Origin of the sequence: Tepidiforma sp. (assembly GCF_026419595.1) — a bacterium.
In the GTDB taxonomy this organism is placed as follows: Bacteria; Chloroflexota; Dehalococcoidia; order Tepidiformales; family Tepidiformaceae; genus Tepidiforma.
Genome location: NZ_JANZZD010000022.1, coordinates 15,512 through 39,284, shown reverse-complemented (window position 1 = coordinate 39,284; position 23,773 = coordinate 15,512). Strand labels below are relative to the sequence as shown.

The window sequence follows — 23,773 nt, the reverse complement described above, 5'->3', positions numbered from 1 at the left end:
GTCGGCGAACACGGCGACTCCGAAGTCCTCCTCTGGTCCAGCGCTGCTGTCGGCGGTCTGCCGCTCGATGCTGCGGCGGCCGGGCTCGGCCGTCCCCTCGCGGCCGCCGATCGCGAGCGCATCGACGACGCCGTCCGCCGCGCGGCCTACCGCATCATCGCCGGGAAGGGCGCGACCTATTACGGCGTCGCGGGCGCCGTCGCGCGGCTCCTCCGCGCCATCCGCGATGACGAGCGGGCCGTCCTCACGGTCTCAGCCGTCGGCCAGCCCGGCACCCCGTACGGCGATGTCGCGCTCTCGCTGCCCCGCGTCGTCGGCGCCGGCGGCATCGAAGCCGAACTCCTCCCTCCGCTCGCGGATGACGAAGCGGCTGCCCTCGAGCGGAGCGCCGGCATCCTGCGCGAAGCCCTCGCCTCCCTCACGCGGCCCTGAATCCCGGTTTGGTGCACTCTGCGGGAACGAAAAACCGCCGCCCGACCGGGCGGCGGTGTCAGGATGCTCGAATTTTTGGAGCGGATGGCGGGAATCGAACCCGCGTCTCAACCTTGGGAAGGTCGCGTTCTGCCATTGAACCACACCCGCCCGCGTCCTCCTGTAGAGTAGCATCCCGCGACGTTACATTCGAGGTGTCCCTGCATGCCCATCCCCAAGGAACTCTCGCTCACGCCCGAGCAGCTCGATGAGCTGATGCTCTCCACCTGGAACATGCGCATCGCCACCATCGGCCCGGGCACCCGCATCAATCTCACCCCGCTCTGGTTCGGCTGGGCCGGCGGAAAGATCTACACCTTCTGCCGCGGCCAGAAGGTCGAAAACCTCCGCCGCAACCCCACCTGCACCATCCTCGTCGACCGCAACGAGCGCTTCCCCGAGCTCCAGGGCGCGATGTTCCAGGGCACCGCCCGCGTCCTCGAGGACGCCGCCGCCGAAGCTGCCGACCCGCACCTCGAAGAGGTCCGCTGGCAGATGGGCCGCAAATACGCCGGCGGCCACGGCGAACCCGCCGAACCCCGCCGTAACGAATCCACCGCCCGCGGCCGCAACTGGCGCTGGGTCGTCTTCACCCCTGACAAACTCGTCACGTGGGACAACTTCAAGCTCGCCGCCCTTCGCCGGGAGCGCCAAACGGGGACTTGACAGCCACGTATACTGGGAATCTACCGGCAAGGAGGTTCCCATGTACGGATTCGTCAGCAGCGTCCTCGCCGAGAAGGGCCGCCACGTCTATACCATCGAGCGGTCCGCCACCGTCGCCGAAGCCGTCCGCCAGATGAACGAGAAAGGCATCGGCGCCCTCCTCGTCGTCGACGGCGAACGGCCCGTCGGCATCTTCACCGAGCGCGACGTCCTCCGCCGGGTCGTCGATGCCGACCGCGACCCGGCACTCACCCGGGTCGCTGAAGTCATGACCCGCGAGCCGGTCACCATCTCGCCCGACTGGCACGTCGAGGAGGCCATGGCGCTGATGACCAGCCGCCGCTTCCGGCACCTGCCCGTGCTCGAAGACGGCCGCCTCGTCGGCATGATCTCCATCGGCGACCTCATGCGCTGGGTCACCATGCACCAGGAAGACCACATCCGGCAGATGACCGACTACATCACCGGGCGGCTCAGCTGACGGCCCCGGCTCGCCGGCCGGTCAGCGCCCTTTGAACACCGGCTCCCGACGTTCGACGAAGCTGAGCGCACCCTCCCGGTGGTCCTCCGTCGTGAACAGGTAGGCGAGCGCGTTCCCGATGTACTCGCCCATCTCGGCCATCGTCGCGTGTCGCGAGCGCCGCAGACCTTCCTTCATGTAGCGCATCGCGATCGGCGGGTTCGCGGCGATCTTCTTCGCCAGCGCCAGCGCGGCCGGCAGCAGCTCCTCGTGCGGCACCACCTTCGAAACGAGGCCTATCTCCAGCGCCTCCTGCGCGCTGATGACGTCGCCCGTGAACAGGAGTTCCGCCGCCTTCGAAGGCCCGACCACCTGCGGCAGCCGCCACAGGCCGCCGAGGTCGGCGACCAGCCCGCGCTTGATGAACAGTTCGCCGAACTTTGCCTGCTCCGAAGCGATGCGGATGTCGCAGAAGAGCGTGAGGTCCATCCCCCAGCCGACTGCCGGGCCGTTGACGGCCGCGATGACCGGTTTGTCGCACTCGAGCACCGCCGCGGCGGCCGGCGTCGGGCGGGGCTTCACCTCCCGCAGCCGCGTCGCCGTCTCGTCCCGCTGCTCGCCCAGCATGATCTGCTTCACGTCGTCGCCCGAGCAGAACGCCCGGCCGGCGCCGGTGAGCACGATGCACCACGCGTCCGGGTCGCGGTGCAGCTCCCGGAACGCCTGCTCCAGCTCGGCGTACATCTGCCGGTTGAGGGCGTTCATCACCTCCGGCCGGTTCAGCGTGACGATGGCGACGCGCCCGTCCCGGTCGATGCGGATGTGCTCCATGGCCTGCCTCCCTCCCCGGCGCGCCGGGGGCCTACTTGAATTCGTAGCCGCCTTTCACTCCGGCCGGCTCCGGGTCCATGATGACGTTCACGCAGGCGGGCTTGCCGCTCGCGAAGGCCCGCTCGATGGCGGCCTTGATCTGCTCCGGGTGCTCCACGAACTCGCCGTGGCCGCCGAGGCCCTCCACGACTTTGTCGTAGCGCGCGTTGTCTCCGAGCACCGTCGCCGGCGTGCGCCCTTCGCCGTACTGCGCCTTCTGGCCGACATAAATCTGGTGCCAGCAGCGGTCATTCCCGACCACCGAGACGATCGGCATCTTGAAGCGCACGAACGTATCGAAATCGAACCCGTTCAGCCCGAACGTGCCGTCGCCGTTCACCATCAGCACCTTCTTCCCCGGCGCGGCGACGGCCGCGGCCATGCAGAAGCCGGTCCCCACGCCCAGCGTCCCGAAGGGGCCGGGGTCCATCCACTGCCCGGGGTTGTTGATCGGCAGCACGCTCGCGGCCAGCGCGACGATATCGCCGCCGTCGCCGACGACGATCGTGTCGTCGTCCACGAACTCCGCGATCTCCTTGCAGAGTCGCAGCGGGTGAATCGGCACCGCGTCCGAGTTCATGAAGAACGACCGCTGCTCATCTGCCTGGTTCTCCAGCCCGCGCAGGTAGGTCATCCACTCCCGGTGCTCCGCTTTCCCGATCTCCGACGTCAGCTGCAGCAGCGCCTGGCGGATGTTCGCCTCGATGCCGATGGTGAAATCCCGGTTCCGGCCGATATCCCGCGGGTCGATGTCGATCTGGATGACCTTCGCCGCCGGGTTCCAGGCCGGCGGCCGGCCGTACTTCAGCCGGAAGTCGATCGGCGTCCCGAGGATGACGATCACGTCCGCCTGGGCGAAGGCAGGCTTCCGCGAGAGCGAGAAGAAGTTCGGGTTGTCCTGCCGGAGCGTGCCGCGGCCCATCGCGTTCGTGTACACCGGCACATCGGCCGCGCGCGCGAACTCGGCCAGCTCCCGGTGGGCGCGGTGCCAGAACACGCCCGAGCCCGCCATCACCATCGGCTTCTCCGCGTCCCGGATGAGCTGCGCCGCCTGCTTGATGAGCGCCGGGTCGCCCATGATCTCCCCGGTCACGCGGTAGTTCTTCGGCCACTCCAGCGAGTCCTCGTCCACCCGGCCGAACAGCACGTCCGAGGGCACCTGCAGGAAGGCCGGCCCGTAGCGGCCCGTCATCGCCTCCCGGAACGCCATCGCCATGTAGTACGGAAGCCGCCGCGTCTCGTACACCGCCTGCGACCACTTCGTGATCGGCTTCATCACGTCGAGCAGCTCGATATCCTGCAGCGATCCCATGTCGTACTGCCGTAGCGGCGACCGCCCGCCGATGACCACCATCGGGCTCGAGGCCTGGTACGCGTTCGCTACCGCCGTCACGACGTCCGTCACGCCCGGGCCGGCGGTGACGACCGCCACCCCCGGCTTGAAGGTGATGCGCGAATAGCCGTCGGCTGCGTGCCCGGCCGATTGTTCGTGCCGCGTATCCACGATGCCGATGCCGTTGTTCAGGCATCCCTCGTAGATGTTCTGGATGTGCCCGCCGGAGAGCGTGAAGATGTGGCTCACGCCCTCCTGCTTGATCATCCGGGCGATGATTTCGCCCCCGTCGATCATGGTGCCCATCGCGTGCTCCGGGTTGGGGTAGATGCAGTGCCCGCGAGTATACGCAGCTGCCCCGCTCGCCGCTCGGGGCTCAGAGCTTCGCAGCCATCCACTCCTCCGCCAGCCGCACGACGTCCGGCCCGATCTCGAAGTGGCCGCCGGGCAGCCACTGGAGGTCCTTGTCGCCCGGCAGCGCCGCGAAGAGCGCTTCCGTGCGTTCGCGCGGGATCAGCTCATCGTTCAGCTTGCCGACGATGCGCACCGCCACGCCGCCCAGCTTCGCCGCGTCCGAATCCGGGCCGGCAGCGCTCCCGGCGAGCCCGCCTTCGCCCACGAGGCAGAACGCAGCCGCCCGGAAGCGGCCGCTCCGGGCCACTGCCGCCAGCCCGATCATGCTCCCGAGCGAATACCCGACGTAGCCCAGCCTCTCCGTATCGATCGGGAGCGCGCCGGGCAGCAGCTCGAGCATCCGCGCCACCTCCGCGGCGAACTGCGCCCGCACTGCCTCGTACCGCTCGGGCTGCCGGAAGAGCGCCATCGGGTCGTGCGTTTGCCGCTCGCCGTGCAGCGGCGCATCGAGCCCCGCGCACACCCAGCCCCGCTTCGCCCACCGCTGGCCCACCTCGCTCACCCAGTAGTCCTCTTTCGAGCCCATCCCCGGGTGCTGGATGAGCACCAGCGGCATCGGCTCTTCCGCCCCGGCCGGCAGGTACGCCACCCCCGGCACGAGCTCCTCGCCGCACCTGAACCAGAAATTCACCTCGCGAATATCCCCGAAGAGCGATTCCCGAATCTGCAATTCCCCGTTCATCTCGACCCCCGATTTCCCGGAAAAATTCTTCGATTCCGGGCCTTGACGCTTACGCCTGCCCGGCGAACGATGCATCTGCGGCCCTCGTGCCGCAGCGCCTAGTCTGCCCTCCGGGGCAGAACGGGGGAACCAGTTTTCGGGGCGAATCCGCCCCGGCCGCCCGGCATCCCGGGCGGCGAAGGCGGAGCGGCTATCTCCGGCCGCAGCCCGGCAGCTAACCTCGGCGGCGTAGGAAGACCGAGTTCGAGGCCACCCCGCACATGGTCTCCAGGCCTTCCGCACCCGTCGCATCTCCTGCCCCGCGCAGCTGCGAACTGCCGCAGCTCTCCGTCAGCGCCCGTTCCCCGTTCTGGGAGCGGCTCGGCAACGCCCTCCCCCTCTTCCTCTCCCTCTTCCTCGTCAGCTTCATCTTCTGGGGCCCGTTCAAGGCGCCCCTCCTCTTCGCCGTCCTCTCCACGGCTTTTTTCGTCTACTGGCTCCTCCGCAGCTACTCCGTCGCCATCGCCTGCGCTATCGGCCTCCGCCGCATCGCCCGCTGGAAGCAGACCGACTGGCGCGCGAAGTACGAGGCGCACGTCGCCCGCACCGGCCAGCCGGACCGCTGGGCATGGCCCCGGCACCTCGTCATCATCCCCAACTACCGCGAATCCGAAGAGGGCCTCGCCCGCACGGTCGATTCCCTCGCCGCGCAGTCCGTCGCGAAGCAGCTCGTCGTCGTCCTCGCCATGGAGGACCGCGAAGCCGGCGCCCGCGAAAAGGCGGCCCGCCTCGTCGCCCGCTACCCGGGCGTCTTCGCTGATATCTTCGCCACTTTCCACCCGGCGGGCCTGCCGGGCGAGACGCCCGGCAAGGGTTCGAACGAGGCCTGGGGCGCGCGCGAAGCCTACCTCCGCCTCATCGAGCGGGGCGGCGACGACCTCCTCCGCTATACGGTCACGAGCTGCGACGCCGACGCCGTCTTCCATCCCTCCCACTTCGCCGCGCTGAACTACCTCTTCCTCACCGCGAAGAAGCCGTACCGCACCTTCTGGCAGCCCACCATCTTCAACTCGAACAACATCTGGGAGATCCCGGCCCCGCTCCGCATCCCGGACGGCCTCTCCGGCATCAACCGCACCTCCAACCTCCTCATCCCCGGCAGCGTCCGCTTCCCCACCAGCTGCTACTCCCTCTCATGGCAGATGCTCCATGAGGTCGACTACTGGGACGAGGAGGTCATCCCCGAGGACTGGCACCTCTACCTGAAGTGCTCCTACAGCCTCGGCGACGACGTGAACGTCGAACCGCTCTTCCTCCCCCTCGGCAACGACTGCGTCCTGGCCGACGGCTACTGGAAGACGCTCAAGGCGCACTATGCCCAGTCCGTCCGCCACGCCTGGGGCGCAAGCGATATCCCCTACGCGTGGCGGGCCGCCATGCATCCGAAGTCGCCGCTCTCCTGGCGCCGCCGCCTGCTCCTCGCCGGTGCGGTCACGAAGGTCCACGTCCTCTGGGCCGCCCAGTGGTACATCGTCACGCTCGGCATCGTCCTCCCGGCCCGCTTCGCCGCGAAGCTCGGCGCGCCGCTCCCCGGCTGGTGGACGCACCGCTACGAAGTGCCCGGCACCGGCTGGCACCCCGAGCACTTCCTCGAGCCCTCTCGCTGGTTCCGCATCGGCCCCGAGGGCATCTTCGAGCCCACGATGTGGCTCAACCTGCCGGGCATCCTCGTCGCGCTCTGCCTCTTCCCGCTGCTGGTCATGATCGTCTTCGAACTCCGCACGCGCGGCCCCCGGCCCTCCTACGTCTCGCGCTCCGTCTATGTCACCGGCCTGCTGATGTGGCCGCTGATGGCCGTCATCACCTTCTTCTTCGCGAGCCTCCCCGCGCTCAACGCCCAGTGGAAGCTCGCCTCCGGCAAGGGGCTCGTCTACCGCGTCGCCGAAAAGGGGAGCCGCGCCCTGCCGGCCCGCGCTCCGGCGGCTGCCGAGGCCGAATCTGCCGAGGCCGTCGCCGTCGCCGGCGGCAACTAGCCGGGCTGCTCGCGAACCGCCCGCCGATCCCGTATCGTCCCTCCGCACCCCATCCACGGAGGCCCCTGCCCGTGCCCGACATCGAGTACACCCTCGAAGGCTCCACCGCCGTCCTGCGCCTCAACCGCCCCGAGAAGATGAACGCCATCACCTACGAGATGCTCGGGGCGATCGAGGACGCCATCCGGCAGGCCGGCACCGACGACCGTGTCCGCGCGCTCGTCCTCACCGGCACCGGCCGCGCCTTCAGCGCCGGCACCGATCTCCAGCAGCTTTCCAGCCAGCCGCCGACGGCCGGCCGCGCCGAATCCTACGGCCGCGCCTACGCCGAATCCCGGCCCGCGCCGTGGACCTTCGCCTCTATCGGCAAACCGACCATCGCCGCCGTCAACGGCGTCGCCGTCGGCGTCGGCGTCGAGTTCACCTCCCAGTGCGACTTCCGCATCGCCGCCGAATCCGCCCGCTTCGGCTGGGTCTTCGTCCACCGCGGCCTCGTGCCCGATACTGCGGCCGGGACGTGGCTCCTCGCCCGCATCGTCGGCCTCCAGAACGCGGCCTATCTGCTCTACTCCGGCGAAATCATCTCCGCGACCCGCGCGCTCGACATCGGTTACGTCCACGAAGTCGTGCCCGATGCCGAGCTGATGGAGCGCGCGCTCGCCTTCGCGCACACCGTCTCGCGCGGCTCGCCGCTCGCGACCGCCGAAACGAAGCGTCTGCTCTACCGCGGACTCACCCGCGACCCGATGGACCACCTCGCGGACAGCACCGAAACGATCGGCCGGCTCTTCGCCAGCGAGGACTTCAAGGAAGGCGTCCGCGCCTTCCTCGAACACCGCGACCCGCAGTGGAAGGGCCGCTGAGCGCCGGGCGCGCTACCAGATCCCGAGCGCCATCTTCACGTCCTCGCTCGCCATCGTCCGCGGGTCCCACGGCGGGTTCCAGACGATCTGGACGTCCACGTCCTTCACGCCCGGCAGCTCCCGCAGCTTCGCATACGCCTCCCCGCGGATGATCGGCCCGAGCGGGCACCCCGGGCTCGTCAGCGTCATCGTCACGAGCACGTCGCCGTTGTCGTACTGGATGTCGTACACGAGCCCGAGGTCCACGATGCTCATGTTGATCTCCGGATCCTTCACCTCCCGGAGCTTCTCCCGCAGCTGTTCGTAGGTCGGGGCCTGGGGCGTTTCGGTATCAGCCATGTCGTTCCTCCTGTGCGGCCTGCTTCGCCTGCCGCAGGGCTTCGAGCAGCACGTTCCACGCGAGCAGCGCGCATTTCACGCGGACCGGCAGTTTCGCCACGCCTTCCAGCGCGGCGAGGTCGCCGAGCTCCGGGTCTGGGGGCGCGCCCTCGACCAGCATCGATCGTACTTTGCCGGTGACCGCCTCCGCCTCGGCCAGCGGCCGGCCCTTCAGCCGCTCCGTCAGCATCGAAGCGCTCGACTGCGAAATCGAGCACCCCTGCCCCCAGAAGCCGAGGTCGCGGATCACGCCGTCGCTGACGTCGAGGTCGAGGTGGATCTCGTCGCCGCAGACGGGGTTCACCCCCTCGGCCTGCAGCGTGGGCGCCGGCAGCGGGCCGCGGTTCCGCGGCCGCCGGTAGTGGTCCAGGATCAGCTCCCGGTAGAGGTCATCGAACAGCGGCTCGCTCACGGCCCTCCCCGAAGACGCGGTTGACGCCCTCCAGCGCTTCGATGAGCGCCTCGAGGTCGTCCTCGCCGTTGTAGATGCTGAAGCTCGCCCGGCTCGTCGCCGGCACGCCGAGCGCGCGCATCAGCAGCTGCGCGCAATGGTGGCCCGCCCGGATCGCCACCCCGTAGCCGTCGGCGATGGTCGCCACGTCGTGCGGGTGCGCCGCCTCCATCGCGAAGCTCACGACGCCGCCCCGCTCGGCTGCAGACGCCGGCCCGAAGATCTGCAGCCCGGGCACCCGCCCGAGCCGCTCGAGCGCCAGCGCCGTCAGCTCCTCTTCGTGGCGCCGGACGTTCGCCATGCCGATGCTCTCGAGGTACGCAATCGCCTCGCCGAAGGCGATGACGTCGGCGATGTTCGGCGTGCCTGCCTCGAATTTGTGCGGCAGGTCTGCCCAGGTCGACGTCTCCTCGCGCACCACGGCGATCATGTCGCCGCCGCCGAGGAACGGCGGCATCGCCGCGAGCAGCTCCTCCCGCGCCCACAGCACGCCGACGCCCGTCGGGCCCAGCATCTTGTGCGCCGAAAAGGCGAGGAAATCAGCCCCCAGCCCGCGCACGTCGACCGGCAGGTGCGGCACGCTCTGCGCCCCGTCGACGAGCAGCAGCGCGCCGGCGGCATGCGCCATCTCGGCGATGTCGCCGACCGGGTTGATGGTGCCGAGCACGTTCGACATCTGGGTGACCGCGACGAGCCGCGTCCGCGGCCCGATGAGCTGCCGCAGCCCGTCGAGGTCCAGCCGCCCGTCCGGGGTGATGCCCGCGTACCGCAGACGCGCCCCCTTCCGGGCCGCCAGCAGCTGCCACGGCACGATGTTCGAGTGGTGCTCCATCACCGTCAGGACGATCTCGTCGCCCTCGCTGATGCTGGCATCGCCCCAGGCGCGCGCGACGAGGTTGATCGCCTCCGTGGCGTTCCGGGTGAAAATCACTTCCTGCGGGCCGGCCGCGCCGATGAAGCGCGCGACGCTGCCGCGCGCCGCTTCGTACTGCTCGGTCGCCCGGTTCGCCAGCGTGTGGATGCCCCGGTGGATGTTCGCGTTCGACGTCTCGTAATACCGCACGAGCGCCTCGATCACCTGCCGCGGCTTTTGGGTCGTGGCCGCATTGTCGAGGTAGACGAGCCGCCGCCCGTTCACCTGCTGCCCCAGGATGGGGAAATCCCCGCGAATCCGTGCGATATCGAGCATCTGCCGGCCCCCTTTCGTTCACGCGGGCAGGTCGATCTCGACCACGCCGTCGGCGACCCGGACCGGGTAGGTGCGCACCGGCCGCACGGCGGGCAGGCAGAGCGCCCGGCCCGTCGTCACGTCGAACCGTGCGCCGTGGCGCGGGCATTCGATCTCCCGGCCGTCGAGCCGCCCCTGGTCGAGCGGCCCGCCGTCGTGCGTGCACAGGTCGTCGATCGCGTAGTAGCCCTCGCCCGTGTTGCACACGGCGATCCGGCGGCCGCCCGCCTCGACGACCTTCGCCGTCCCGGGCGCGACCTCCTCCGCGCGGAGCGTGGCCGTCCAGCCCATCAGGCGCCCCTCACCTTCGCCTCGAGCAGCCCGAGCAGCTCCTCCCGCAGCGCGCCGTCCGGCACCCGGCTGACGACCTCCTCGAGGAAAGCCCAGACGAGCATCGCCTCGGCCGCCGGCCGCGGGATGCCGCGCGTCTGCAGGTAGAACAGCTGCTCTTCGTCCACCGGGCCGGCCGTGGCGCCGTGCGAGGCGCGGATGACGTTGCTGGTCAGGATTTCGAGCACCGGGTCGCTGTCGGCCCGCGCCGTCTTGCTCAGCAGCAGGTTCCGGTTCTCCTGGTTCGCGTCGGCGTTCTTCGCCCCGAGCCCGACGCGCGTCAGCCCGTAGTAGACCGACCGGGCAGAATCGCGCAGCGCCGCCTTGTAGAGCAGGTCGCTCCGCGTATCGGGGCCGATGTGGTCCTGCAGCGTGTAGAAGTCGACGTACTCCTCGCCGCGGCCGTAGGCCAGCCCGAGCAGCTCCGAGCCCGTCCCCCGGGCGACGAGCGACGACTCCATCTGACCCTTGACCACCCGCCCGCTGAGCACGAGCTGCAGGTTCTGGAAGGCGGCGTCCCGCTCCGCGCCGAGCATCCGCTGGTAGCCGAACGAGCGCGTCGCCGGCCCCCACCGGTGGACGACATAATACCGAACCTCGGAGCCCGGCCCCGGGATGACTTCGGCCGCCGGCACGGCGAGGATGTCCGCCCCGTCGGAGCTGTACTCCTCGACGACCGTCACGCGGCTGTTCGCGCCCGTCACGATGACGGTGTGCGGGGCGGCGAACTGCTGCCCGCCGATGGTCCGGCGGATGCGCACCGGCGCGGCCGGTTCCGCGTTCGCCGGCACGTCCGCGATGACCGCCTCGCGCAGGAGGGCGTAATGGAGCGCCGTGAACCGGTCGGTGCCCGGCGCGACCGCCGTCCCGAGCGAGGCCGCCAGCCGCTCCGCCGTCGCGCCCTCGGCGAAGCCGAGCGTCGTCACCGTCACGCCGTCCGGCGCCTCCACGGCGATCGCTTCGTCCTGCTCCGCCGGGTAGCGCGCGAGGTCGATACTCCGCGCGTCGTAGTACTTCCACGGCCGCGACTGGTAGCTGTCCGGCCAGTCCAGCTCATCGGCGAGCCGGGCGGCTTCGCCCCGCAGCCGGGCCAGCCACTCCGGGTCGCCCAGCTGCGCGCCCAGCTCGCGGCTCACCGCCGAAATCCTCACCCGTTCTTCGGTGGTCGATGTCATAACTCTCCTCCGCCGGCGGAATCCGCCGGGCTCGCACCAGGGCTCACAGGGGCAGCCGGCCTCAGCCGACCGCACCCTCCATCTGCAGCTCGATCAGCCGGTTCAGCTCGACCGCGTACTCCATCGGGAGCTCCTTCACGATCGGCTCCACGAAGCCGTTCACGATCATCTTCGCCGCCGCCTCTTCCGAAAGCCCGCGGCTCATCAGGTAGAACAGCTGGTCCTCGCCGAGCTTCGACACGTACGCCTCGTGCTGGATGTGCACGTCCGGCGCGTCGATCTCCATCGTCGGGTAGGTGTCCGAGCGCGACTCCTCGTCCAGCAGCAGCGCGTCGCACCGCACGGTCGATTTCACGTTCTCGCAGCCGTCGTACACCTTCAGGAGGCCGCGGTAGCTCGTCCGCCCGCCGTCCTTGCTCAGCGACTTCGAGATGATCGTCGACGTCGTGTTCGACGCGGCGTGGACGATCTTGCCGCCCGCGTCCTGGTGCTGGCCCTTCCCCGCGAACGCGAGCGAGAGGATTTCGCCGTGGGCGCCCGGCTCCATCAGGTAGACGCTCGGGTACTTCATCGTCAGCTTCGAGCCGAGGTTGCCGTCGACCCACTCCATCACCGCGTCCTGGTACGCCACCGCGCGCTTCGTCACGAGGTTGTACACGTTGTTCGACCAGTTCTGGATGGTCGTGTACCGCACCCGCGCGCCGCGCTTGACGATGATTTCGACGACCGCGCTGTGCAGCGAATCGCTCCGGTAGATCGGCGCCGTGCACCCTTCGACGTAGTGCACCTGGCTGCCTTCGTCCGCGATGATGAGCGTCCGCTCGAACTGCCCCATGTTCTGGGTGTTGATGCGGAAGTACGCCTGCAGCGGAATCTCCACCTTCACGCCCTTCGGCACGTAGATGAACGAGCCGCCGCTCCACACCGCGCTGTTCAGCGCCGCGTACCGGTTATCGGCCGGCGGCACCACCGTGCCGAAGTACTCCTTGAAGATGTCTTCGTGCTCCTTCAGCGCCTGGTCGGTGCCGAGGAAGATGACGCCCTGCTTCTCCAGGTCTTCGCGGATGTTGTGGTAGACGACTTCCGAGTCGTACTGCGCGCCGACGCCGGCGAGGTACTTCCGCTCGGCCTCCGGGATGCCCAGCCGGTCGAACGTCCGCCGGATGTACTCCGGCACGTCGTCCCAGGAGCGCTCGTCCCGGTCCGTCGCCTTCACGTAGTAGTGGATGTCGTCGAAGTCGATCTCCTTCAGCTGCGGGCTGCCCCAGGGCGGGTCCTGCTTCTGCCAGAAGATCTCGAGCGCCCGCAGCCGGAACTCCCGCATCCACTGCGGCTCGCCCTTCATGTCGGAGATCACGTTCACGATCTCCCGGCTGAGGCCCTTGTTCGCCTTGAACAGCGCCTCCTCCGGGTCGTAGAACCCCCACTTGTACTCGCCAACGATCGCTTCAGGTGCCGTCGTCATTCCCCTCTGTCTCCTCTCTCTCCGGCGCAGGGCGCGCAGGCGCCCCGCAATGGGCTCAGGCGCGGGCCAGCTCGGCGAGGAACTCGTCGTAGCCGCGCGCCTCCAGGTACTCCGCCAGCTCCGGCCCGCCCGAGCGCGCGATGCGCCCGTCCACCAGGACATGGACGAACTGCGGCCGGATGTGGTTGAGCAGCCGCTGGTAGTGCGTGATGAGCAGCAGCCCCATGTTCGGGTTCATCAGCTTGTTCACCGCCTCGGCCACCGTCCGCAGGGCGTCGATATCGAGTCCGGAGTCGGTCTCATCGAGGATCGCCATCGCCGGCTCCAGCACGGCCATCTGCAGCATCTCGGCGCGCTTCTTCTCGCCGCCGCTGAAGCCGTCGTTCACGTACCGCCGGGCGAAGTCCTGGTCCACCTTCAGCAGCTCCATCTTGCTGAAGAGCTTCTCCCGGAACTCCCGGATCGGCACTTCCTCGCCGCGCACGGCATTCACCGCCTGTCGCAGGAAGTTGACCAGCGTCACCCCCGGGATCGGCACCGGGTACTGGAAGGCGAGGAAGAGGCCCTTCCGGGCGCGCTCATCGGGCGACATTTCGAGGATGGACTCGCCCTTGAACAGGATGTCCCCGCCCGTCACCTCGTAGGCCGGGTTGCCCATCAGCACGTTCGCCAGCGTGCTTTTGCCCGAGCCGTTCGGGCCCATGATGGCGTGGATCTCCCCGGCGTTGATGGCGAGGTTGAGCCCCTTCAGGATCTCCTTCTCGCCGATCGAAGCCCGGAGGTCGCGGATCTCCAGGAGTGCGGTCATCGGTGTTCTTCTCCTTTGGTGGTCAGTTGCAGTTCGACCGTTTCGATGATGTGCCGCTGGCCCGGCGTTCCACGGACCAGGTACTCACAGCATGGCGCTCCATCGACGATGCGATTGAGCTGTTCGACATCGCGCCCGAGCAGCAGCTCGATCGCCTTCCGGTCCGCCTCGCAGGGCAGGTCCGAAATCTGCGCCGCCGCGTGGTACGGGCAGGACGAGTTGATGAGGTGGATACCGTCCGGCTCCAGCCGCCACGCCTCGAGGATGCCCTCGCGCCGGAGCACCTCCGTCACCCGCGCGACGATCTCCTCGACCGCGCCGCTGTCCGGGATTTCGTCCCGGTGCCGCGAAGCGAGCGACTCGGCGACGTTCGCCATCACCTCCGCCACGACGTCCGGCCGCTGTTCGAGCCCGCGCAGCATCCGCGCCATCAGGTCCGCGTACGCCGGGGGAATCGTCCCGAACGCCTTCTCCGTGGGGAAGTAGGCGTAGTACGGCCGCCCCGTCGCCTGCTTCACCGCCCGGGCTTCGACCAGCCCGTCCGCCCGCAGGTTTTCGAGGTGCCGCCGCACGGCTGCCGGGCTGATGTCGAACGCCTCAGCGAGCGCCTCCGCCCGCGCGCCGCGGTGCTCCACGATGTAGGCGAGGATCCGGTCGCGCGTCCCCTGCATGCCTCCACCGTAGCCGACTTGGGCGACTTTCGCAACTTCAATGTTGCGAAAGTTCCGATCCGCCCCGCCCGCTCCACGCCGCCACCAGCTCCGGCGCCGGCACCCGCTCGCCCGTCTGCCGCCGCAGCCGCAGCGCCCGCGCGAACTCCGCCCCGAAGAGCAGAATCGACCCGTTGATGTACATCCAGAGCAGGAACGCGAGCGCCGACCCGAAGCCTGCGTAGATCGCCGTATCGCGCGAAAAGCTCGATTGCGCCACCACCAGCGCGACGACATTCTTCGCCAGCTCGAAGAGCACCGTTGCGAGCGCCGCGCCCGGGAGCGCATCTCGCCACGCCGGCCGAGCCGCCGGCGCCACCCGGTAGAGGATGATGAACATCGCGAACGTCACGAGCGGCGCCAGCACCAGCCCCACCACCTCCGTCGCCGCCTGCCGGTCGAACGGAAACGGCGCGCTCCCATCCACCCGCGCCACCACCACCCGCGCCGTCGCCGTCGCCGCCACCGAAACCGTCACCAGCGCGCCGAGCACCGCCACGAGCAGGATGTCGATCAGCTTCCCCCGCCAGAACGGGCGGCTCCCCTTCAGGTGAGCCGTCGCGTTGATGCCGTTCCGCACTGCGCCGAAGATGCCGCTCGACGACCAGACGAGGAAGACGAGGCCGAAGCCGAGGCTCGCAGGGCTGAACTGCTGCGCCCGCCGCACGATCTCCTCCACGTTCGCCCGCACGCTTTCCGTCTCCTGCAGCGGCACCTGTTCGAACACCCAGTTGACGATCGCCTGCCGGTCCGCGAACAGCCCGAATACCGAGAGAGTGATGAGCGCCAGCGGGATGACGGAGAAGATGGCGTAGTACGCGATCGCCGCCGCGTAGGTCGGGCAGTTGTCATCGAGGTAGCCGCGCACCGCGGCGGCCACGACTTCGAAGGGCGCGCGCACCGGCCCCGGGACCTGCCGCCATGCCCGCCGCGCCCGTTCCTTCACCGGCTCATCTTAGGGGCCGCCCGGCCCGCCGGGGAACCGGCCGGCCGCCAGCGACTCCAGCGCCGCCTGCCACCGCGGCCCTGCCTCCGTCCACGCGAACCGCCGCGCCGCGGCCCGGAACGGCTCCCGCGGCGGCAGCGGCCCGGTCAGCAGCTCCCGGAGCCGCGCCATCAGCCCCGCCTCGTCCTCCCAGAGCAGCCCGTGCCACTGCGCCGGGACGAGTTCCGGGTAGGCGTACCGCCGCGGCGCGCACGGGATGCAGCCGGCCGCCATCGCCTCCGCCATTCCGATGCCGAAGAACTCGTGCCGCGTCGTGCTCACCGCGATGTCGGCCCGCCGCAGCAGCCGGCCGTACTCCGCCCGGCCTTCCGCGTAGCCGAAGTGGAGCACCCGCTCGCCGAGCGCCTCCCGCAGCCGCCACATCGCCGGGCTGGGGTTGTCGCCCGGCTCCCCGGCGATGATGACGCGGAACGCCAGTCCCTCGTCGGCCAGCCGGCGCAGCGCCCGTTCGAACAGCTCCGGCGCCTTGTCGAACTCCCACCGGTGATTCCAGAGCAGCACCGGCGGCCCGCCGTCCCGCTCCTCCGGCCCGTCGACGTGCGAGAAGTCCAGCCCCAGCGGCAGCACCGCCGACTTCGCCGCGATGGCGTCGATGCCCGCTGCCGTCAGCCAGTTGTTCGGCTCCCGCTCCAGCTGCCGGAACGCCCCGAGCAGGTCGTCCCGGTGGAACGCCGAGTTGAAGACCGCCGCATCGGCCGCCAGCGCGCTCGCGTAGTTGATCTGCCCGAACCACGAATTGAACTTCGTCCCTCGCAGCCGCGGGTAGGTCACCTGGTTCTCGTGGAAGTACACCATCGCCGGCACCCCGCCGAGCCGCCGCCGGGTGAGCGCAAGGAAGTCCGCGAGGTCCAGCATGTCCGTCGCGACGAGGAAATCGAAGCTCCCGGGGACGACTTCGAGCCGCGCCGCCAGCTCCTCGGCGCCGCGGCGCATCCGCTTCCGCCATTCGCCAGGCGGAAGCGCGAGCACCGTCCAGTCGAGCCGCGTGTGCCGCCGCAGCCCTTCGAGGAACGCCCGGTGGCTGCCGCCGTCGAACGGCTGCAGGAAGAGCCCGCGCAGCATCGCGTCCTACAGGTGGCCCAGCTCGGCCAGCCGCTGGAGCGCCGCCTCCATCTCGCGGTCCTCCGGGTCCACCCCGCGGTACTGCGCGACGCAGTGGCCCCCGTACTTCTCCACGAGGAACCAGTCGTCGTCGATGATGAAGTCCGGCCGGGGCTGGACGTGCGGGTCCTTGTCGAACATCCCGTCCACCCACTCCGCCAGCCCGTGGAGGTGCACCACCCGCTCCACGTGGGCCAGCCCTGCCGCGCTCCAGACGTACACCCGGTGGCCCGCCGCCTTCAGCCGCTGCATCGCCTCGCGCGCGCCCGGCCGGAGCGAGTTCGTGTGCTGGTCGATGAACACCAGCGTCTGGTCCACGTCGAAGAAGATGTTCACCGCGCCTCGCCCTTCCCCGGCGCCGGCTCCCGGCCGCGCCACGCGAGCACCCGCGCCGAGTTCCACATCGTCCGCCCGTAGCCGAGCGCGAGCACCAGCCCGATGCCGAACGCCAGCACCCCGGCGCTCACCACCGCCGAGCCGACGCTCTTGTACCACGTGTGCGCCAGCAGCGCGCCGCCGCAGAAGACCGCCGTGAGCGCATACACCGCCAGCGTCACCCGCACGCCGGAGATGCCGAACATCCGCTCGATCCGGTCGTGGAAGTGGTCGAAATCCGCGTGCATCGGGTGGCGCCCATCGAGGAACCGCCGCAGGAACGCAACCGCCGTATCCAGCACCGGCAGCCCCAGCGCCACCAGCGGGATGTAGAGCGGCACGCGCCCCGTCTCATCGAGCGACCCCGCGACGCTCAGCCCGGCCATCGTGAACCCGAGGAAGTACGCTCCCGAATCGCCGAGGAACCGCCGCGCCCGCCCGATGTTGAACGGCAGGAAGCCGAGCGAGGCCCCGCACAGCGCCGCGAACAGCATCGCAATCAGGTCGTGCCCGAGGTCCCACGCGATGTACGACATCGTCCCCGAGACCATCGCCGCCATCCCGGCCGCCACCCCGTCCTTGCCGTCGACGAGGTTCACCGCATTCGTGACCAGCACGATCCACGCGACCGTCACGACCGGGTCGAGCGGCCCGAGCGCGACCGCTTCGCCGCCCGGGAGCGTCATCCGGTCGACGTGGAAGCCGGAGAGGTAGAGCGCCACCGCGGCCAGCACGTGCGTGCCGAACTTGAACCGCCAGTCGAGGTCGCGGAAGTCGTCCCGCGCGCCCATCGCGCAGACGATCCCGCCGCAGACGCCGAGCATCAGGAACTGCCGCCGGTCCTCGCTGACGAACTCGCGCGCCGAATCCGAAAACGCGGCCATCACGAACGGCGCCGCCACGAACCCGGCGAGGATGCTGATCCCGCCGATGCGCGGCATCAGTTCGCCTTTCCGCCCCCGCTTCGTCGGCAGGCGGAGCAGCCACGTGAGCGGCAGCGCCACCGCGAACGCAGCGAGCGCCGTGCCGACCTCAAGCCACACGCGTCATCACCGGCATCTCCCGCGGCATGCTGCGCATGGTACGCCGGCGCGCCGCTGAGGTCAGCCCCGGGCGGCCACCGTATGCGCCACCAGCTGGCCGTCGTGCATCTCCAGCACGCGGTCCGCCATCTCGGCCATCGCCATGTCGTGGGTGACCATCAGCCCGAGCTTATCGCGCCCCTTCACCTCGGCGATGAGCGATGCGACGACCTGCTTGCCGCGCGCCGAATCGAGGCTCGCCGTCGGCTCGTCGACCAGCACCAGCTCGGGGTCGTTCATCAGCGCCCGCGCGATGGCGACGCGCTGCCGCTCGCCGCCGCTCAGCTCGGTCGCCAGCGCATCCCGCCGGGCTGCTAGCCCCAGCTCCTCGAGCAGCTGGTCGGCCCGTGCCCGGGCCGCCTTCAGGTCGCTCCCGTTGATGCGCGCCATCACGAGCAGGTTCTCCCGCGCCGTCAGGTAGGGCAGCAGGTTGTTCGCCTGGAAGACGAACCCGACCTTCTGGCGCCGGTATTCCGCCAGCTCCTTCCCCCGCAGCCGGGCGATGTCCCGGCCGTTCACCTCGATCGTGCCGCGCGTCGGGGTCAGCAGGCCGCCGATCATCGCCAGCATCGTCGTCTTGCCGGAGCCGCTCGGCCCGACGATGGCCACGAATTCGCCCGGCTCCGTCGCGAAGCTCACCCCGCGGACGGCGTGGACCGCCCGCTCGCCTTCGCCATAAATCTTCTCGAGGTTCTCCACCTTCAGCCGGATGCTCATCCCGTTGCTCCTTTCTCCCGGCCGCGGGCTACTGCTGCTGCCCGAGCGCGATGATCGGGTCGACCTTCGCCACCTGCCGCCCGGAGAACAGCACGCCGAGGACGGCCATCAACAGCAGCAGCGCGCTCGTCGTCACGAACGTCCCCGTCGTGAAGGCGATTGGCACCGGGTCCGGCACCTGCTTGATGCCCTCGTTCGTCAGCCACGCCAGCGGCACGGCGATCGCCACGCCGCCGAGCGCCACCAGCAGCGCCTGCACCAGCAGCTGCCGGAAGATGAAGCCCGTCGTCGCGCCGACCGCCTTCAGCACCCCGATCTGGGGCGTCTTCTGCAGCGTCAGCACGTAGAAGAACACGCCGATCACGAGCCCGCCGATCAGGTAGCCGAACACCTGCAGCGCCTGCACGGTCGACTGCTGGCCGGACACGCCTTCGATGTTCGCGAACGCCGTGCTCTTCGAGACGGCCTCCCAGCCGGTGCCGCGCTTCCCCGCGAGCCCCTCGCCCTTCAGCAGCACCACCGAAGCGACGGGCGTCCCCGGCGCATTCGTGCCGTACTTCATCTCCTGCCAGGTGCTCCGCAGCATGTACACCGAGGGCTGGAAGAAGAAGGCGCCCTCGTTCAGCTCGCCGACGATGGTGAACTCGCGCTCCTGCAGCCGGATCGCCAGCCGCACCGTGTCGCCCACCTTCAGCCCGGAGGCGCGGAGGAACTGCCGGTCGGCCAGCAGGCCGTTCGCGTCGGCCGGCGTGAGCGCCCGCCCTTCCTTCACCGGCGGCTCGCCGATCGTGCCCGGGTCGTACCCCAGCACGGCCGCCGACTTCACCTTCCCGTCGTTGCGGGTGTAGTTCACCGCCATGTAGCCGAGCGGCGCCGATTCCCGCGCGCCCGACTCGCTTTCGATGCGCTCCACCGTCTCCGCGCTCAATTCGGAGCGGATGACGCTCAGCCCCGCCCGGTCCGAATAGGCGATAGCGTCGGCATCGAAGTTGCGCAGCGCCCGCCCCGCCTGTTCGTTCAGGCCGACGCCGAGCCCGTTGATCATCAGCACGAGGTAGCTGATGAGCGTGACGATCAGCCCGACGAGCGCGAACTGCAGCTTGCGCCGCCGGATTTCCAGGAAACCGATCACCGCGATACCTCCTCAGGTTCCGGTCGAATGCCATCGAGAATCAGGTCCACGCACCGCTCGAACGACGCCGCCGGGCCGCCCGGAAAGCGGCCCGGCATCATCGGCGGCAGCAGCCCGTGGGAAAAGAGCGCTGCCACCAGCAGGTGCGTCACGGCATCCGGGTCCGCGCCGGGGCGGACGAGCCCGGCCCGCGCCGCCGCCGCGAGGTAGCGCCGCAGCCGCTCCATCACGGCCTCGCTCGGCCCCAGCAGCCAGGCGTGGTAGGCCGGCAGGTGCTCCCATTCGGCCAGCGCCGTCCGGACGCCGCGCCCGGCCCCGGCGAACGCCTGCAGCACCATGCGCAGGTACGGCCGCAGCTCCGCATCGAGGTCCGCCGGCTCCTCCGGCAGGGGCGCCGCCGAGAGCCGCGCGACTGCTTCGGCGTGCCCACGCGCCAGCGCCGCACCGATGAGCTCCTCCTTCGAAGCGAAGTGCCGGAAGAGCGTCACTTCGTTCACGCCGGCGCGCGCCGCGATCTTCCGCGTCGTCGCCCCGCGGAACCCCTCTTCGTCGAACACCTCCCGCGCAGCGGTCAGCAGCCGTTCGACGGTCGCATCCATCGCCGTCCAGCGTATCATGCAAGCGCTTGCTTGCGCGTGACCCGGCTCACCGCCGCCGCTACCATCGAGACGTGCTCCAGGAGCCGTCGTTCGACCTCCCCGCCCACGCCCTCCCCCCGCGCGCCAGCCTCGTCGCCGAACCCGGCGCGCTCCCCGGCCTCCGCAGCGCCATCTGGATGGGGGGCGCCCACAGCCTCCGCGGCGAACCGCTCCACCCGGCCGCGCTCGAAACCGCCTGGCTGGTGGACTGCGCCGGCGACATGCCGCGCCCCTACCGCGATGCCGCAGGCCTCCACATCGCCTGCGTCTTCGCCGACCTGGAGGCGCTCGTCCTCCCCTCCCGCCACATCCTCCCCGTCGTCGACCGGCTCGCTGCGGCCGTCACCGCGCCCGCGGCCGCGCCCGCCGGCGTCTACATCATGTGCACCCACGGGATGAACCGCAGCGGCCTCGTCGCCGGCCTACTGCTCCGCCGCCTCGGCCTCGATGCCGACGGCGCGGTCGCGGCGATCCGCGCCGCCCGCCCCGGCGCCCTCTCCAACGGCTCGTTCGTCGATCTCCTCCGCCGCGCCTGAGGCGTCAGCCAGGGTCGTCCTCTTCTTCCTTCCCTTCGAGCAAGTCCGGCCGCCGTTCCCGGGTCCGCTCGAGCCGCTGCTGCCGCCGCCACGCCTCGATCTTCGCGTGGTGCCCGCTCAGCAGCACCTCCGGCACGCTCCATCCTTTGTACTCCGCTGGCCGCGTGTATTGCGGGTGCTCCAGCAGCCCGTCGGCGAACGACTCCTCCTCCGGCGAGGCCGCATCGCCCAGCGCCCCCGGGATGTGTCGCGTCACCGCGTCGATCAGCACCATCGCCGGCAGCTCGCCGCCGGTCAGCACGTAGTCCCCGATCGAAATCTCGCGGTCGACGAAGTGTTCGACGAACCGCTCGTCCACGCCTTCGTACCGCCCGCAGACGAGGATGAGCCGCGGCTCCGCGGCCAGCTCCCGCACGATGCGGTCGTTCAGCCGTTCGCCCGCCGGCGTCAGGTAGACGACGAGCCCCCGCTCCGGCGCCCGCGCCCGCACGAACTCCAGCGCACGGTCCAGCACGTCGACCCGCATCACCATCCCCTGCCCGCCGCCGAACGGGTAGTCGTCGACCGTCCGGTGCCGGTCCGTCGCGTGCTCGCGGATGTCATAGATGTGGAGGTCGAGCAGCCCGTCTTCGCGCGCCCGCTTCACGATCGACACATCCAGCGGCCCGCGGAACGCCTCCGGGAAGAGCGTCAGCACGTCGATGCGCATCGCACCCGAGGTTCGGCCATGCCGGCGCCGGCGGCAAGCCCTGCTGCCTAGCCGCCGTGCTCCACCGGCCCCGCGAGCAGGTCCGCCACGTGGTCCAGCAGCGGCAGCAGCACGTCCATCCCCTGCCGGACGGCCTTCGGGTTGCCCGGCAGATTCACGATGAGCGTCCGCCCGCGCGTCACCGCCAGCCCCCGCGTCAGCGCTGCGAACGGTGTGTGCTGGAGCCCGTTCACCACCAGTGCGACCGCGATCCCGAGCGCCTCCCGCTCGGCCACGTCCCGCGTCGCCTCGGGCGTCACGTCGCGCGGCGTCAGCCCCGTCCCGCCCGTCGTCACGATGACGTCCGCGACCCCGGCATCGGCCCACGCCCGCAGCCGCTCCGCGATGACCGCGCGCTCATCCGGCACCACCCCGCGGGCGACGACCTCGTGGCCCGCCCCTGCCGCCAGCTCGGCGATGAGCGGCCCGCCGAGGTCTTCCCGCTCCCCGGCAGCGCCCCGGTCCGAAACCGTCAGGATGGCAACCCGCGCCATGCCGTCATCCTACCCTCCCGGCCATGCCGGGGCCGGAAAAAAGTGGTTGACAGGCCATTTCGGGGGAGCCTACCATGCGCGTGGGGGTGAAGTGGGGAGAAATGGGGAGCCTGTAGGCCCCCGGTCCCCGGAAATGGGGAACGCTCCAGCGCCCGCCCCCGGAAAGTGATGAGGGCATGCAGACGCGCTTCTCAGGCGCCTACGACTACACGCTGGACGACCGGGGCCGGGTGCCGATCCCCCCGGCCTTCCGCGATGCCCTCAAGCCCGGCGGCTACATCGGCGCCGGCGCCGACCAGTGCCTGCACGTCTACACGCTCGAGGAGTTCGAACGGCAGGCCGCCATCTTCGACAACCTCCCCGAGGGCGACCCCCTCGCCGAGGACGCCCGCCGCGACTTCTACGCCAACTTCTGGCCGACCCAGCTCGACGGCCAGGGGCGCATCAACCTCCGCGACGACCTCGCCAGCCGCGCCGGCATCAGCCAGGACGCGCGCGACGTCAAAGTCGTCGGCGTCGGCCGCCGGATCGAAATCTGGAACGCCGCCGCCTACGCCGCCCGCGAAGCCGAGCGCAAGCGCGCCCGCGCCGAGATCGCCGCTGCCGGCTTCGCCGCGGCCCAGCCGACACCCCAGGGAGGAGCGTAACGTGGTCGTCATGACGTCCTCCCTTCCCATCCACCAGCCCGTCCTCCTCGAGGAAGTCCTGCACTACCTGGACGTGCGGGGGGACGGCACCTACATCGACTGCACCGCCGGGCTCGGCGGTCATTCCGAAGCCATCGCCCGCCGGCTCGGTCCCGGCGGCCGGCTCCTCTGCATCGACCAGGACGCCGAGGCGCTGGAGTTCGCGCGCGCGAGGCTGGCACCGTTTGGGAGGCGGGTCAGCTTCGTCCACGCGAACTTCCGCGAACTCGACCGGGTTGCAGCGGAAGCAGGTGTCACGGCTGCCGATGGCATCCTCCTCGACCTGGGCTTCTCCTCCTTCCAGGTCGAAAGCGCCCATCGCGGGTTCGCCTTCTCGCTCGAAGGCCCCCTCGATATGCGCATGGACCCATCGGCCGGCGGCCCCACTGCCGCCGACATCGTGAACACCTGGGATGAAGCGTCGCTCGCAGCGCTCTTCTTCGACTACGGCGAAGAGCGGCAGGCGCGGCGGATTGCGCGGGCCATCGTGGCAGCGCGCGCCCGCCAGCCCCTGCGGACGACCACCCAGCTCGCCAGTGTCGTCGGGCAGGCCGTGGGGGGTGCCGGGAGACGCACCCCAATTCACCCCGCCACCAAAGTCTTCCAGGCGCTCCGGATCCAGGTGAACGGTGAACTCGACAGCCTTCACCAGGTGCTTCCGCTCGCCCACGGCCTGCTCGACCCTGGAAACGATGCCCGCCGGCCCGGCCGCCTCGTGGTCATCAGTTTCCATTCCCTCGAAGACCGCATCGTGAAGCGGTACTTCCAGCGCGAGGCCGCGGCCTGCATCTGTCCGCCCGGCCTCCCCGAATGCCGCTGCGGCCACCGGCCCACGCTCACCATCCTCACCCGCCGGGCCGTCCGGCCTTCCGCCGCGGAAATCGCCCGCAACCCGCGCGCCCGCAGCGCCGTCCTCCGGGCCGCCGAGCGGAGGGCCTAGCC

Annotated in this window: 27 protein-coding genes, 1 tRNA gene, 1 pseudogene and 1 riboswitch; of the genes and pseudogenes, 8 read left to right on the top strand and 21 right to left on the bottom strand. The window is 70.2% G+C overall.

Going from position 1 to position 23,773, the window contains the following annotated elements:
• Nucleotides 1-432 (top strand): annotated as a pseudogene (locus N2041_RS11290) (L-lactate dehydrogenase); the annotation flags it as partial.
• Between the two features lie 76 nt (nt 433-508).
• On the opposite strand, the gene N2041_RS11285 reads toward N2041_RS11290, so the two are convergent.
• Nucleotides 509-582 (bottom strand) — tRNA-Gly (locus N2041_RS11285).
• 54 nt (nt 583-636) lie between these two features.
• Here N2041_RS11285 and N2041_RS11280 point away from each other — a divergent pair.
• Both N2041_RS11280 and N2041_RS11275 read left to right on the top strand, forming a co-directional pair.
• Nucleotides 637-1,137 carry a pyridoxamine 5'-phosphate oxidase family protein gene (locus N2041_RS11280; RefSeq protein ID WP_297678686.1) on the top strand — a complete coding sequence of 167 codons (501 nt, stop codon included), beginning with the start codon at nt 637-639 and terminating at the stop codon, nt 1,135-1,137.
• 40 nt (nt 1,138-1,177) lie between these two features.
• Nucleotides 1,178-1,618 (top strand): CBS domain-containing protein, encoded by a 441-nt coding sequence (locus N2041_RS11275; protein ID WP_297678685.1) that lies wholly within the window; start codon nt 1,178-1,180, stop codon nt 1,616-1,618.
• Nucleotides 1,619-1,639: 21 nt separating this feature from the next.
• Here N2041_RS11275 and N2041_RS11270 read toward each other — a convergent pair whose 3' ends face one another.
• The 3 genes from N2041_RS11270 to N2041_RS11260 all read right to left on the bottom strand — a co-directional run bounded on the left by N2041_RS11270 (nt 1,640) and on the right by N2041_RS11260 (nt 4,845).
• On the bottom strand, nt 1,640-2,428 hold the full coding sequence (locus tag N2041_RS11270; RefSeq protein WP_297678684.1) for an enoyl-CoA hydratase-related protein: 789 nt from the start codon (nt 2,426-2,428) through the stop codon (nt 1,640-1,642).
• Nucleotides 2,429-2,459: 31 nt separating this feature from the next.
• Complete coding sequence (locus N2041_RS11265) at nt 2,460-4,106, bottom strand: thiamine pyrophosphate-binding protein (protein ID WP_297678683.1); 1,647 nt, start codon at nt 4,104-4,106, stop codon at nt 2,460-2,462.
• 70 nt (nt 4,107-4,176) lie between these two features.
• On the bottom strand, nt 4,177-4,845 hold the full coding sequence (locus tag N2041_RS11260; RefSeq protein WP_297678682.1) for a hypothetical protein: 669 nt from the start codon (nt 4,843-4,845) through the stop codon (nt 4,177-4,179).
• A 136-nt stretch (nt 4,846-4,981) separates the two neighbouring features.
• A riboswitch (cyclic di-AMP (ydaO/yuaA leader) is annotated at nt 4,982-5,140 on the top strand.
• 16 nt (nt 5,141-5,156) lie between these two features.
• Between N2041_RS11260 and N2041_RS11255 the strand changes: the two genes are divergently transcribed.
• Together N2041_RS11255 and N2041_RS11250 are read left to right on the top strand one after the other, a co-directional pair.
• On the top strand, nt 5,157-6,908 hold the full coding sequence (locus N2041_RS11255; RefSeq protein ID WP_297678681.1) for a glycosyltransferase family 2 protein: 1,752 nt from the start codon (nt 5,157-5,159) through the stop codon (nt 6,906-6,908).
• Nucleotides 6,909-6,979: 71 nt separating this feature from the next.
• Nucleotides 6,980-7,771, top strand: a complete 792-nt coding sequence (locus tag N2041_RS11250) for an enoyl-CoA hydratase/isomerase family protein (RefSeq protein WP_297678680.1) — start codon at nt 6,980-6,982, stop codon at nt 7,769-7,771.
• A 12-nt stretch (nt 7,772-7,783) separates the two neighbouring features.
• Here the strand turns inward: N2041_RS11250 and N2041_RS11245 are convergent, their stop codons facing one another.
• The 15 genes from N2041_RS11245 to N2041_RS11175 form a co-directional block, all read right to left on the bottom strand.
• Nucleotides 7,784-8,110 (bottom strand): metal-sulfur cluster assembly factor, encoded by a 327-nt coding sequence (locus N2041_RS11245; protein ID WP_158066066.1) that lies wholly within the window; start codon nt 8,108-8,110, stop codon nt 7,784-7,786.
• A complete protein-coding gene (gene sufU, locus N2041_RS11240) occupies nt 8,103-8,561 on the bottom strand; it encodes a Fe-S cluster assembly sulfur transfer protein SufU (RefSeq protein WP_297678679.1) in 459 nt (152 codons plus the stop codon). The genes N2041_RS11245 and sufU overlap by 8 nt, the downstream gene beginning before the upstream one ends.
• Nucleotides 8,539-9,789 (bottom strand): cysteine desulfurase, encoded by a 1,251-nt coding sequence (locus tag N2041_RS11235; RefSeq protein ID WP_297678678.1) that lies wholly within the window; start codon nt 9,787-9,789, stop codon nt 8,539-8,541. Before N2041_RS11235 ends, sufU begins: the two co-directional genes overlap by 23 nt.
• A gap of 18 nt (nt 9,790-9,807) precedes the next feature.
• On the bottom strand, nt 9,808-10,119 hold the full coding sequence (locus N2041_RS11230; protein WP_297678677.1) for a non-heme iron oxygenase ferredoxin subunit: 312 nt from the start codon (nt 10,117-10,119) through the stop codon (nt 9,808-9,810).
• Nucleotides 10,119-11,333 carry a SufD family Fe-S cluster assembly protein gene (locus N2041_RS11225; protein WP_297678676.1) on the bottom strand — a complete coding sequence of 405 codons (1,215 nt, stop codon included), beginning with the start codon at nt 11,331-11,333 and terminating at the stop codon, nt 10,119-10,121. Before N2041_RS11225 ends, N2041_RS11230 begins: the two co-directional genes overlap by 1 nt.
• A 61-nt stretch (nt 11,334-11,394) precedes the next feature.
• The gene (gene sufB, locus N2041_RS11220) at nt 11,395-12,798 is read right to left on the bottom strand and encodes a Fe-S cluster assembly protein SufB (protein WP_297678675.1); all 1,404 of its coding nucleotides are present in this window, start codon (nt 12,796-12,798) and stop codon (nt 11,395-11,397) included.
• 55 nt (nt 12,799-12,853) lie between these two features.
• On the bottom strand, nt 12,854-13,606 hold the full coding sequence (gene sufC / locus N2041_RS11215; protein ID WP_270055943.1) for a Fe-S cluster assembly ATPase SufC: 753 nt from the start codon (nt 13,604-13,606) through the stop codon (nt 12,854-12,856).
• On the bottom strand, nt 13,603-14,277 hold the full coding sequence (locus tag N2041_RS11210; protein WP_297678674.1) for a helix-turn-helix domain-containing protein: 675 nt from the start codon (nt 14,275-14,277) through the stop codon (nt 13,603-13,605). The genes sufC and N2041_RS11210 overlap by 4 nt, the downstream gene beginning before the upstream one ends.
• Nucleotides 14,278-14,314: 37 nt before the next feature.
• Nucleotides 14,315-15,262 carry a YihY/virulence factor BrkB family protein gene (locus tag N2041_RS11205; RefSeq protein WP_297678673.1) on the bottom strand — a complete coding sequence of 316 codons (948 nt, stop codon included), beginning with the start codon at nt 15,260-15,262 and terminating at the stop codon, nt 14,315-14,317.
• Nucleotides 15,263-15,271: 9 nt separating this feature from the next.
• A complete protein-coding gene (locus tag N2041_RS11200; RefSeq protein ID WP_297678672.1) occupies nt 15,272-16,384 on the bottom strand; it encodes a DUF3524 domain-containing protein in 1,113 nt (370 codons plus the stop codon).
• A gap of 6 nt (nt 16,385-16,390) precedes the next feature.
• Nucleotides 16,391-16,759, bottom strand: a complete 369-nt coding sequence (locus N2041_RS11195; protein WP_297678671.1) for an HAD family hydrolase — start codon at nt 16,757-16,759, stop codon at nt 16,391-16,393.
• On the bottom strand, nt 16,756-17,841 hold the full coding sequence (locus N2041_RS11190) for an MraY family glycosyltransferase (protein WP_297678670.1): 1,086 nt from the start codon (nt 17,839-17,841) through the stop codon (nt 16,756-16,758). Before N2041_RS11190 ends, N2041_RS11195 begins: the two co-directional genes overlap by 4 nt.
• Before the next feature lie 60 nt (nt 17,842-17,901).
• Nucleotides 17,902-18,591, bottom strand: coding sequence for an ABC transporter ATP-binding protein (locus N2041_RS11185; RefSeq protein ID WP_367187724.1), 690 nt, complete (start codon nt 18,589-18,591; stop codon nt 17,902-17,904).
• 34 nt (nt 18,592-18,625) lie between these two features.
• Entirely contained in the window at nt 18,626-19,729 is a 1,104-nt protein-coding gene (locus N2041_RS11180; RefSeq protein ID WP_297678668.1) for an ABC transporter permease, read from the bottom strand.
• Complete coding sequence (locus N2041_RS11175) at nt 19,726-20,328, bottom strand: TetR/AcrR family transcriptional regulator (protein ID WP_297678667.1); 603 nt, start codon at nt 20,326-20,328, stop codon at nt 19,726-19,728. Before N2041_RS11175 ends, N2041_RS11180 begins: the two co-directional genes overlap by 4 nt.
• 71 nt (nt 20,329-20,399) lie before the next feature.
• Here N2041_RS11175 and N2041_RS11170 point away from each other — a divergent pair, with 71 nt between their 5' ends.
• The gene (locus tag N2041_RS11170) at nt 20,400-20,903 is read left to right on the top strand and encodes a hypothetical protein (protein ID WP_297678666.1); all 504 of its coding nucleotides are present in this window, start codon (nt 20,400-20,402) and stop codon (nt 20,901-20,903) included.
• 4 nt (nt 20,904-20,907) lie between these two features.
• On the opposite strand, the gene trmD is transcribed toward N2041_RS11170, so the two are convergent.
• Nucleotides 20,908-21,612 (bottom strand): tRNA (guanosine(37)-N1)-methyltransferase TrmD, encoded by a 705-nt coding sequence (trmD, locus tag N2041_RS11165; RefSeq protein ID WP_297678665.1) that lies wholly within the window; start codon nt 21,610-21,612, stop codon nt 20,908-20,910.
• A gap of 47 nt (nt 21,613-21,659) precedes the next feature.
• Nucleotides 21,660-22,145 carry a MogA/MoaB family molybdenum cofactor biosynthesis protein gene (locus tag N2041_RS11160; RefSeq protein ID WP_297678664.1) on the bottom strand — a complete coding sequence of 162 codons (486 nt, stop codon included), beginning with the start codon at nt 22,143-22,145 and terminating at the stop codon, nt 21,660-21,662.
• Nucleotides 22,146-22,321: 176 nt separating this feature from the next.
• Between N2041_RS11160 and N2041_RS11155 the strand changes: the two genes are divergently transcribed.
• Both N2041_RS11155 and rsmH read left to right on the top strand, forming a co-directional pair.
• Complete coding sequence (locus tag N2041_RS11155; protein ID WP_297678663.1) at nt 22,322-22,792, top strand: hypothetical protein; 471 nt, start codon at nt 22,322-22,324, stop codon at nt 22,790-22,792.
• A 10-nt stretch (nt 22,793-22,802) separates the two neighbouring features.
• Entirely contained in the window at nt 22,803-23,771 is a 969-nt protein-coding gene (gene rsmH / locus N2041_RS11150) for a 16S rRNA (cytosine(1402)-N(4))-methyltransferase RsmH (protein WP_297678687.1), read from the top strand.
• Nucleotides 23,772-23,773 lie beyond the last annotated feature (2 nt).

Bases quoted from the DNA above. Each gene is read 5' to 3' on its own strand.
- N2041_RS11280 (WP_297678686.1), top strand. From the start codon at position 637: ATGCCCATCCCCAAGGAACTCTCGCTCACGCCCGAGCAGCTCGATGAG.
- N2041_RS11275 (WP_297678685.1), top strand. From the start codon at position 1,178: ATGTACGGATTCGTCAGCAGCGTCCTCGCCGAGAAGGGCCGCCACGTC.
- N2041_RS11270 (WP_297678684.1), bottom strand. From the start codon at position 2,428: ATGGAGCACATCCGCATCGACCGGGACGGGCGCGTCGCCATCGTCACG.
- N2041_RS11265 (WP_297678683.1), bottom strand. From the start codon at position 4,106: ATGGGCACCATGATCGACGGGGGCGAAATCATCGCCCGGATGATCAAG.
- N2041_RS11255 (WP_297678681.1), top strand. From the start codon at position 5,157: ATGGTCTCCAGGCCTTCCGCACCCGTCGCATCTCCTGCCCCGCGCAGC.
- N2041_RS11245 (WP_158066066.1), bottom strand. From the start codon at position 8,110: ATGGCTGATACCGAAACGCCCCAGGCCCCGACCTACGAACAGCTGCGG.
- N2041_RS11235 (WP_297678678.1), bottom strand. From the start codon at position 9,789: ATGCTCGATATCGCACGGATTCGCGGGGATTTCCCCATCCTGGGGCAG.
- N2041_RS11230 (WP_297678677.1), bottom strand. From the start codon at position 10,119: ATGGGCTGGACGGCCACGCTCCGCGCGGAGGAGGTCGCGCCCGGGACG.
- N2041_RS11225 (WP_297678676.1), bottom strand. From the start codon at position 11,333: ATGACATCGACCACCGAAGAACGGGTGAGGATTTCGGCGGTGAGCCGC.
- sufB (WP_297678675.1), bottom strand. From the start codon at position 12,798: ATGACGACGGCACCTGAAGCGATCGTTGGCGAGTACAAGTGGGGGTTC.
- sufC (WP_270055943.1), bottom strand. From the start codon at position 13,606: ATGACCGCACTCCTGGAGATCCGCGACCTCCGGGCTTCGATCGGCGAG.
- N2041_RS11210 (WP_297678674.1), bottom strand. From the start codon at position 14,277: ATGCAGGGGACGCGCGACCGGATCCTCGCCTACATCGTGGAGCACCGC.
- N2041_RS11200 (WP_297678672.1), bottom strand. From the start codon at position 16,384: ATGCTGCGCGGGCTCTTCCTGCAGCCGTTCGACGGCGGCAGCCACCGG.
- N2041_RS11175 (WP_297678667.1), bottom strand. From the start codon at position 20,328: ATGGATGCGACCGTCGAACGGCTGCTGACCGCTGCGCGGGAGGTGTTC.
- trmD (WP_297678665.1), bottom strand. From the start codon at position 21,612: ATGCGCATCGACGTGCTGACGCTCTTCCCGGAGGCGTTCCGCGGGCCG.
- N2041_RS11160 (WP_297678664.1), bottom strand. From the start codon at position 22,145: ATGGCGCGGGTTGCCATCCTGACGGTTTCGGACCGGGGCGCTGCCGGG.
- N2041_RS11155 (WP_297678663.1), top strand. From the start codon at position 22,322: ATGCAGACGCGCTTCTCAGGCGCCTACGACTACACGCTGGACGACCGG.
- rsmH (WP_297678687.1), top strand. From the start codon at position 22,803: ATGACGTCCTCCCTTCCCATCCACCAGCCCGTCCTCCTCGAGGAAGTC.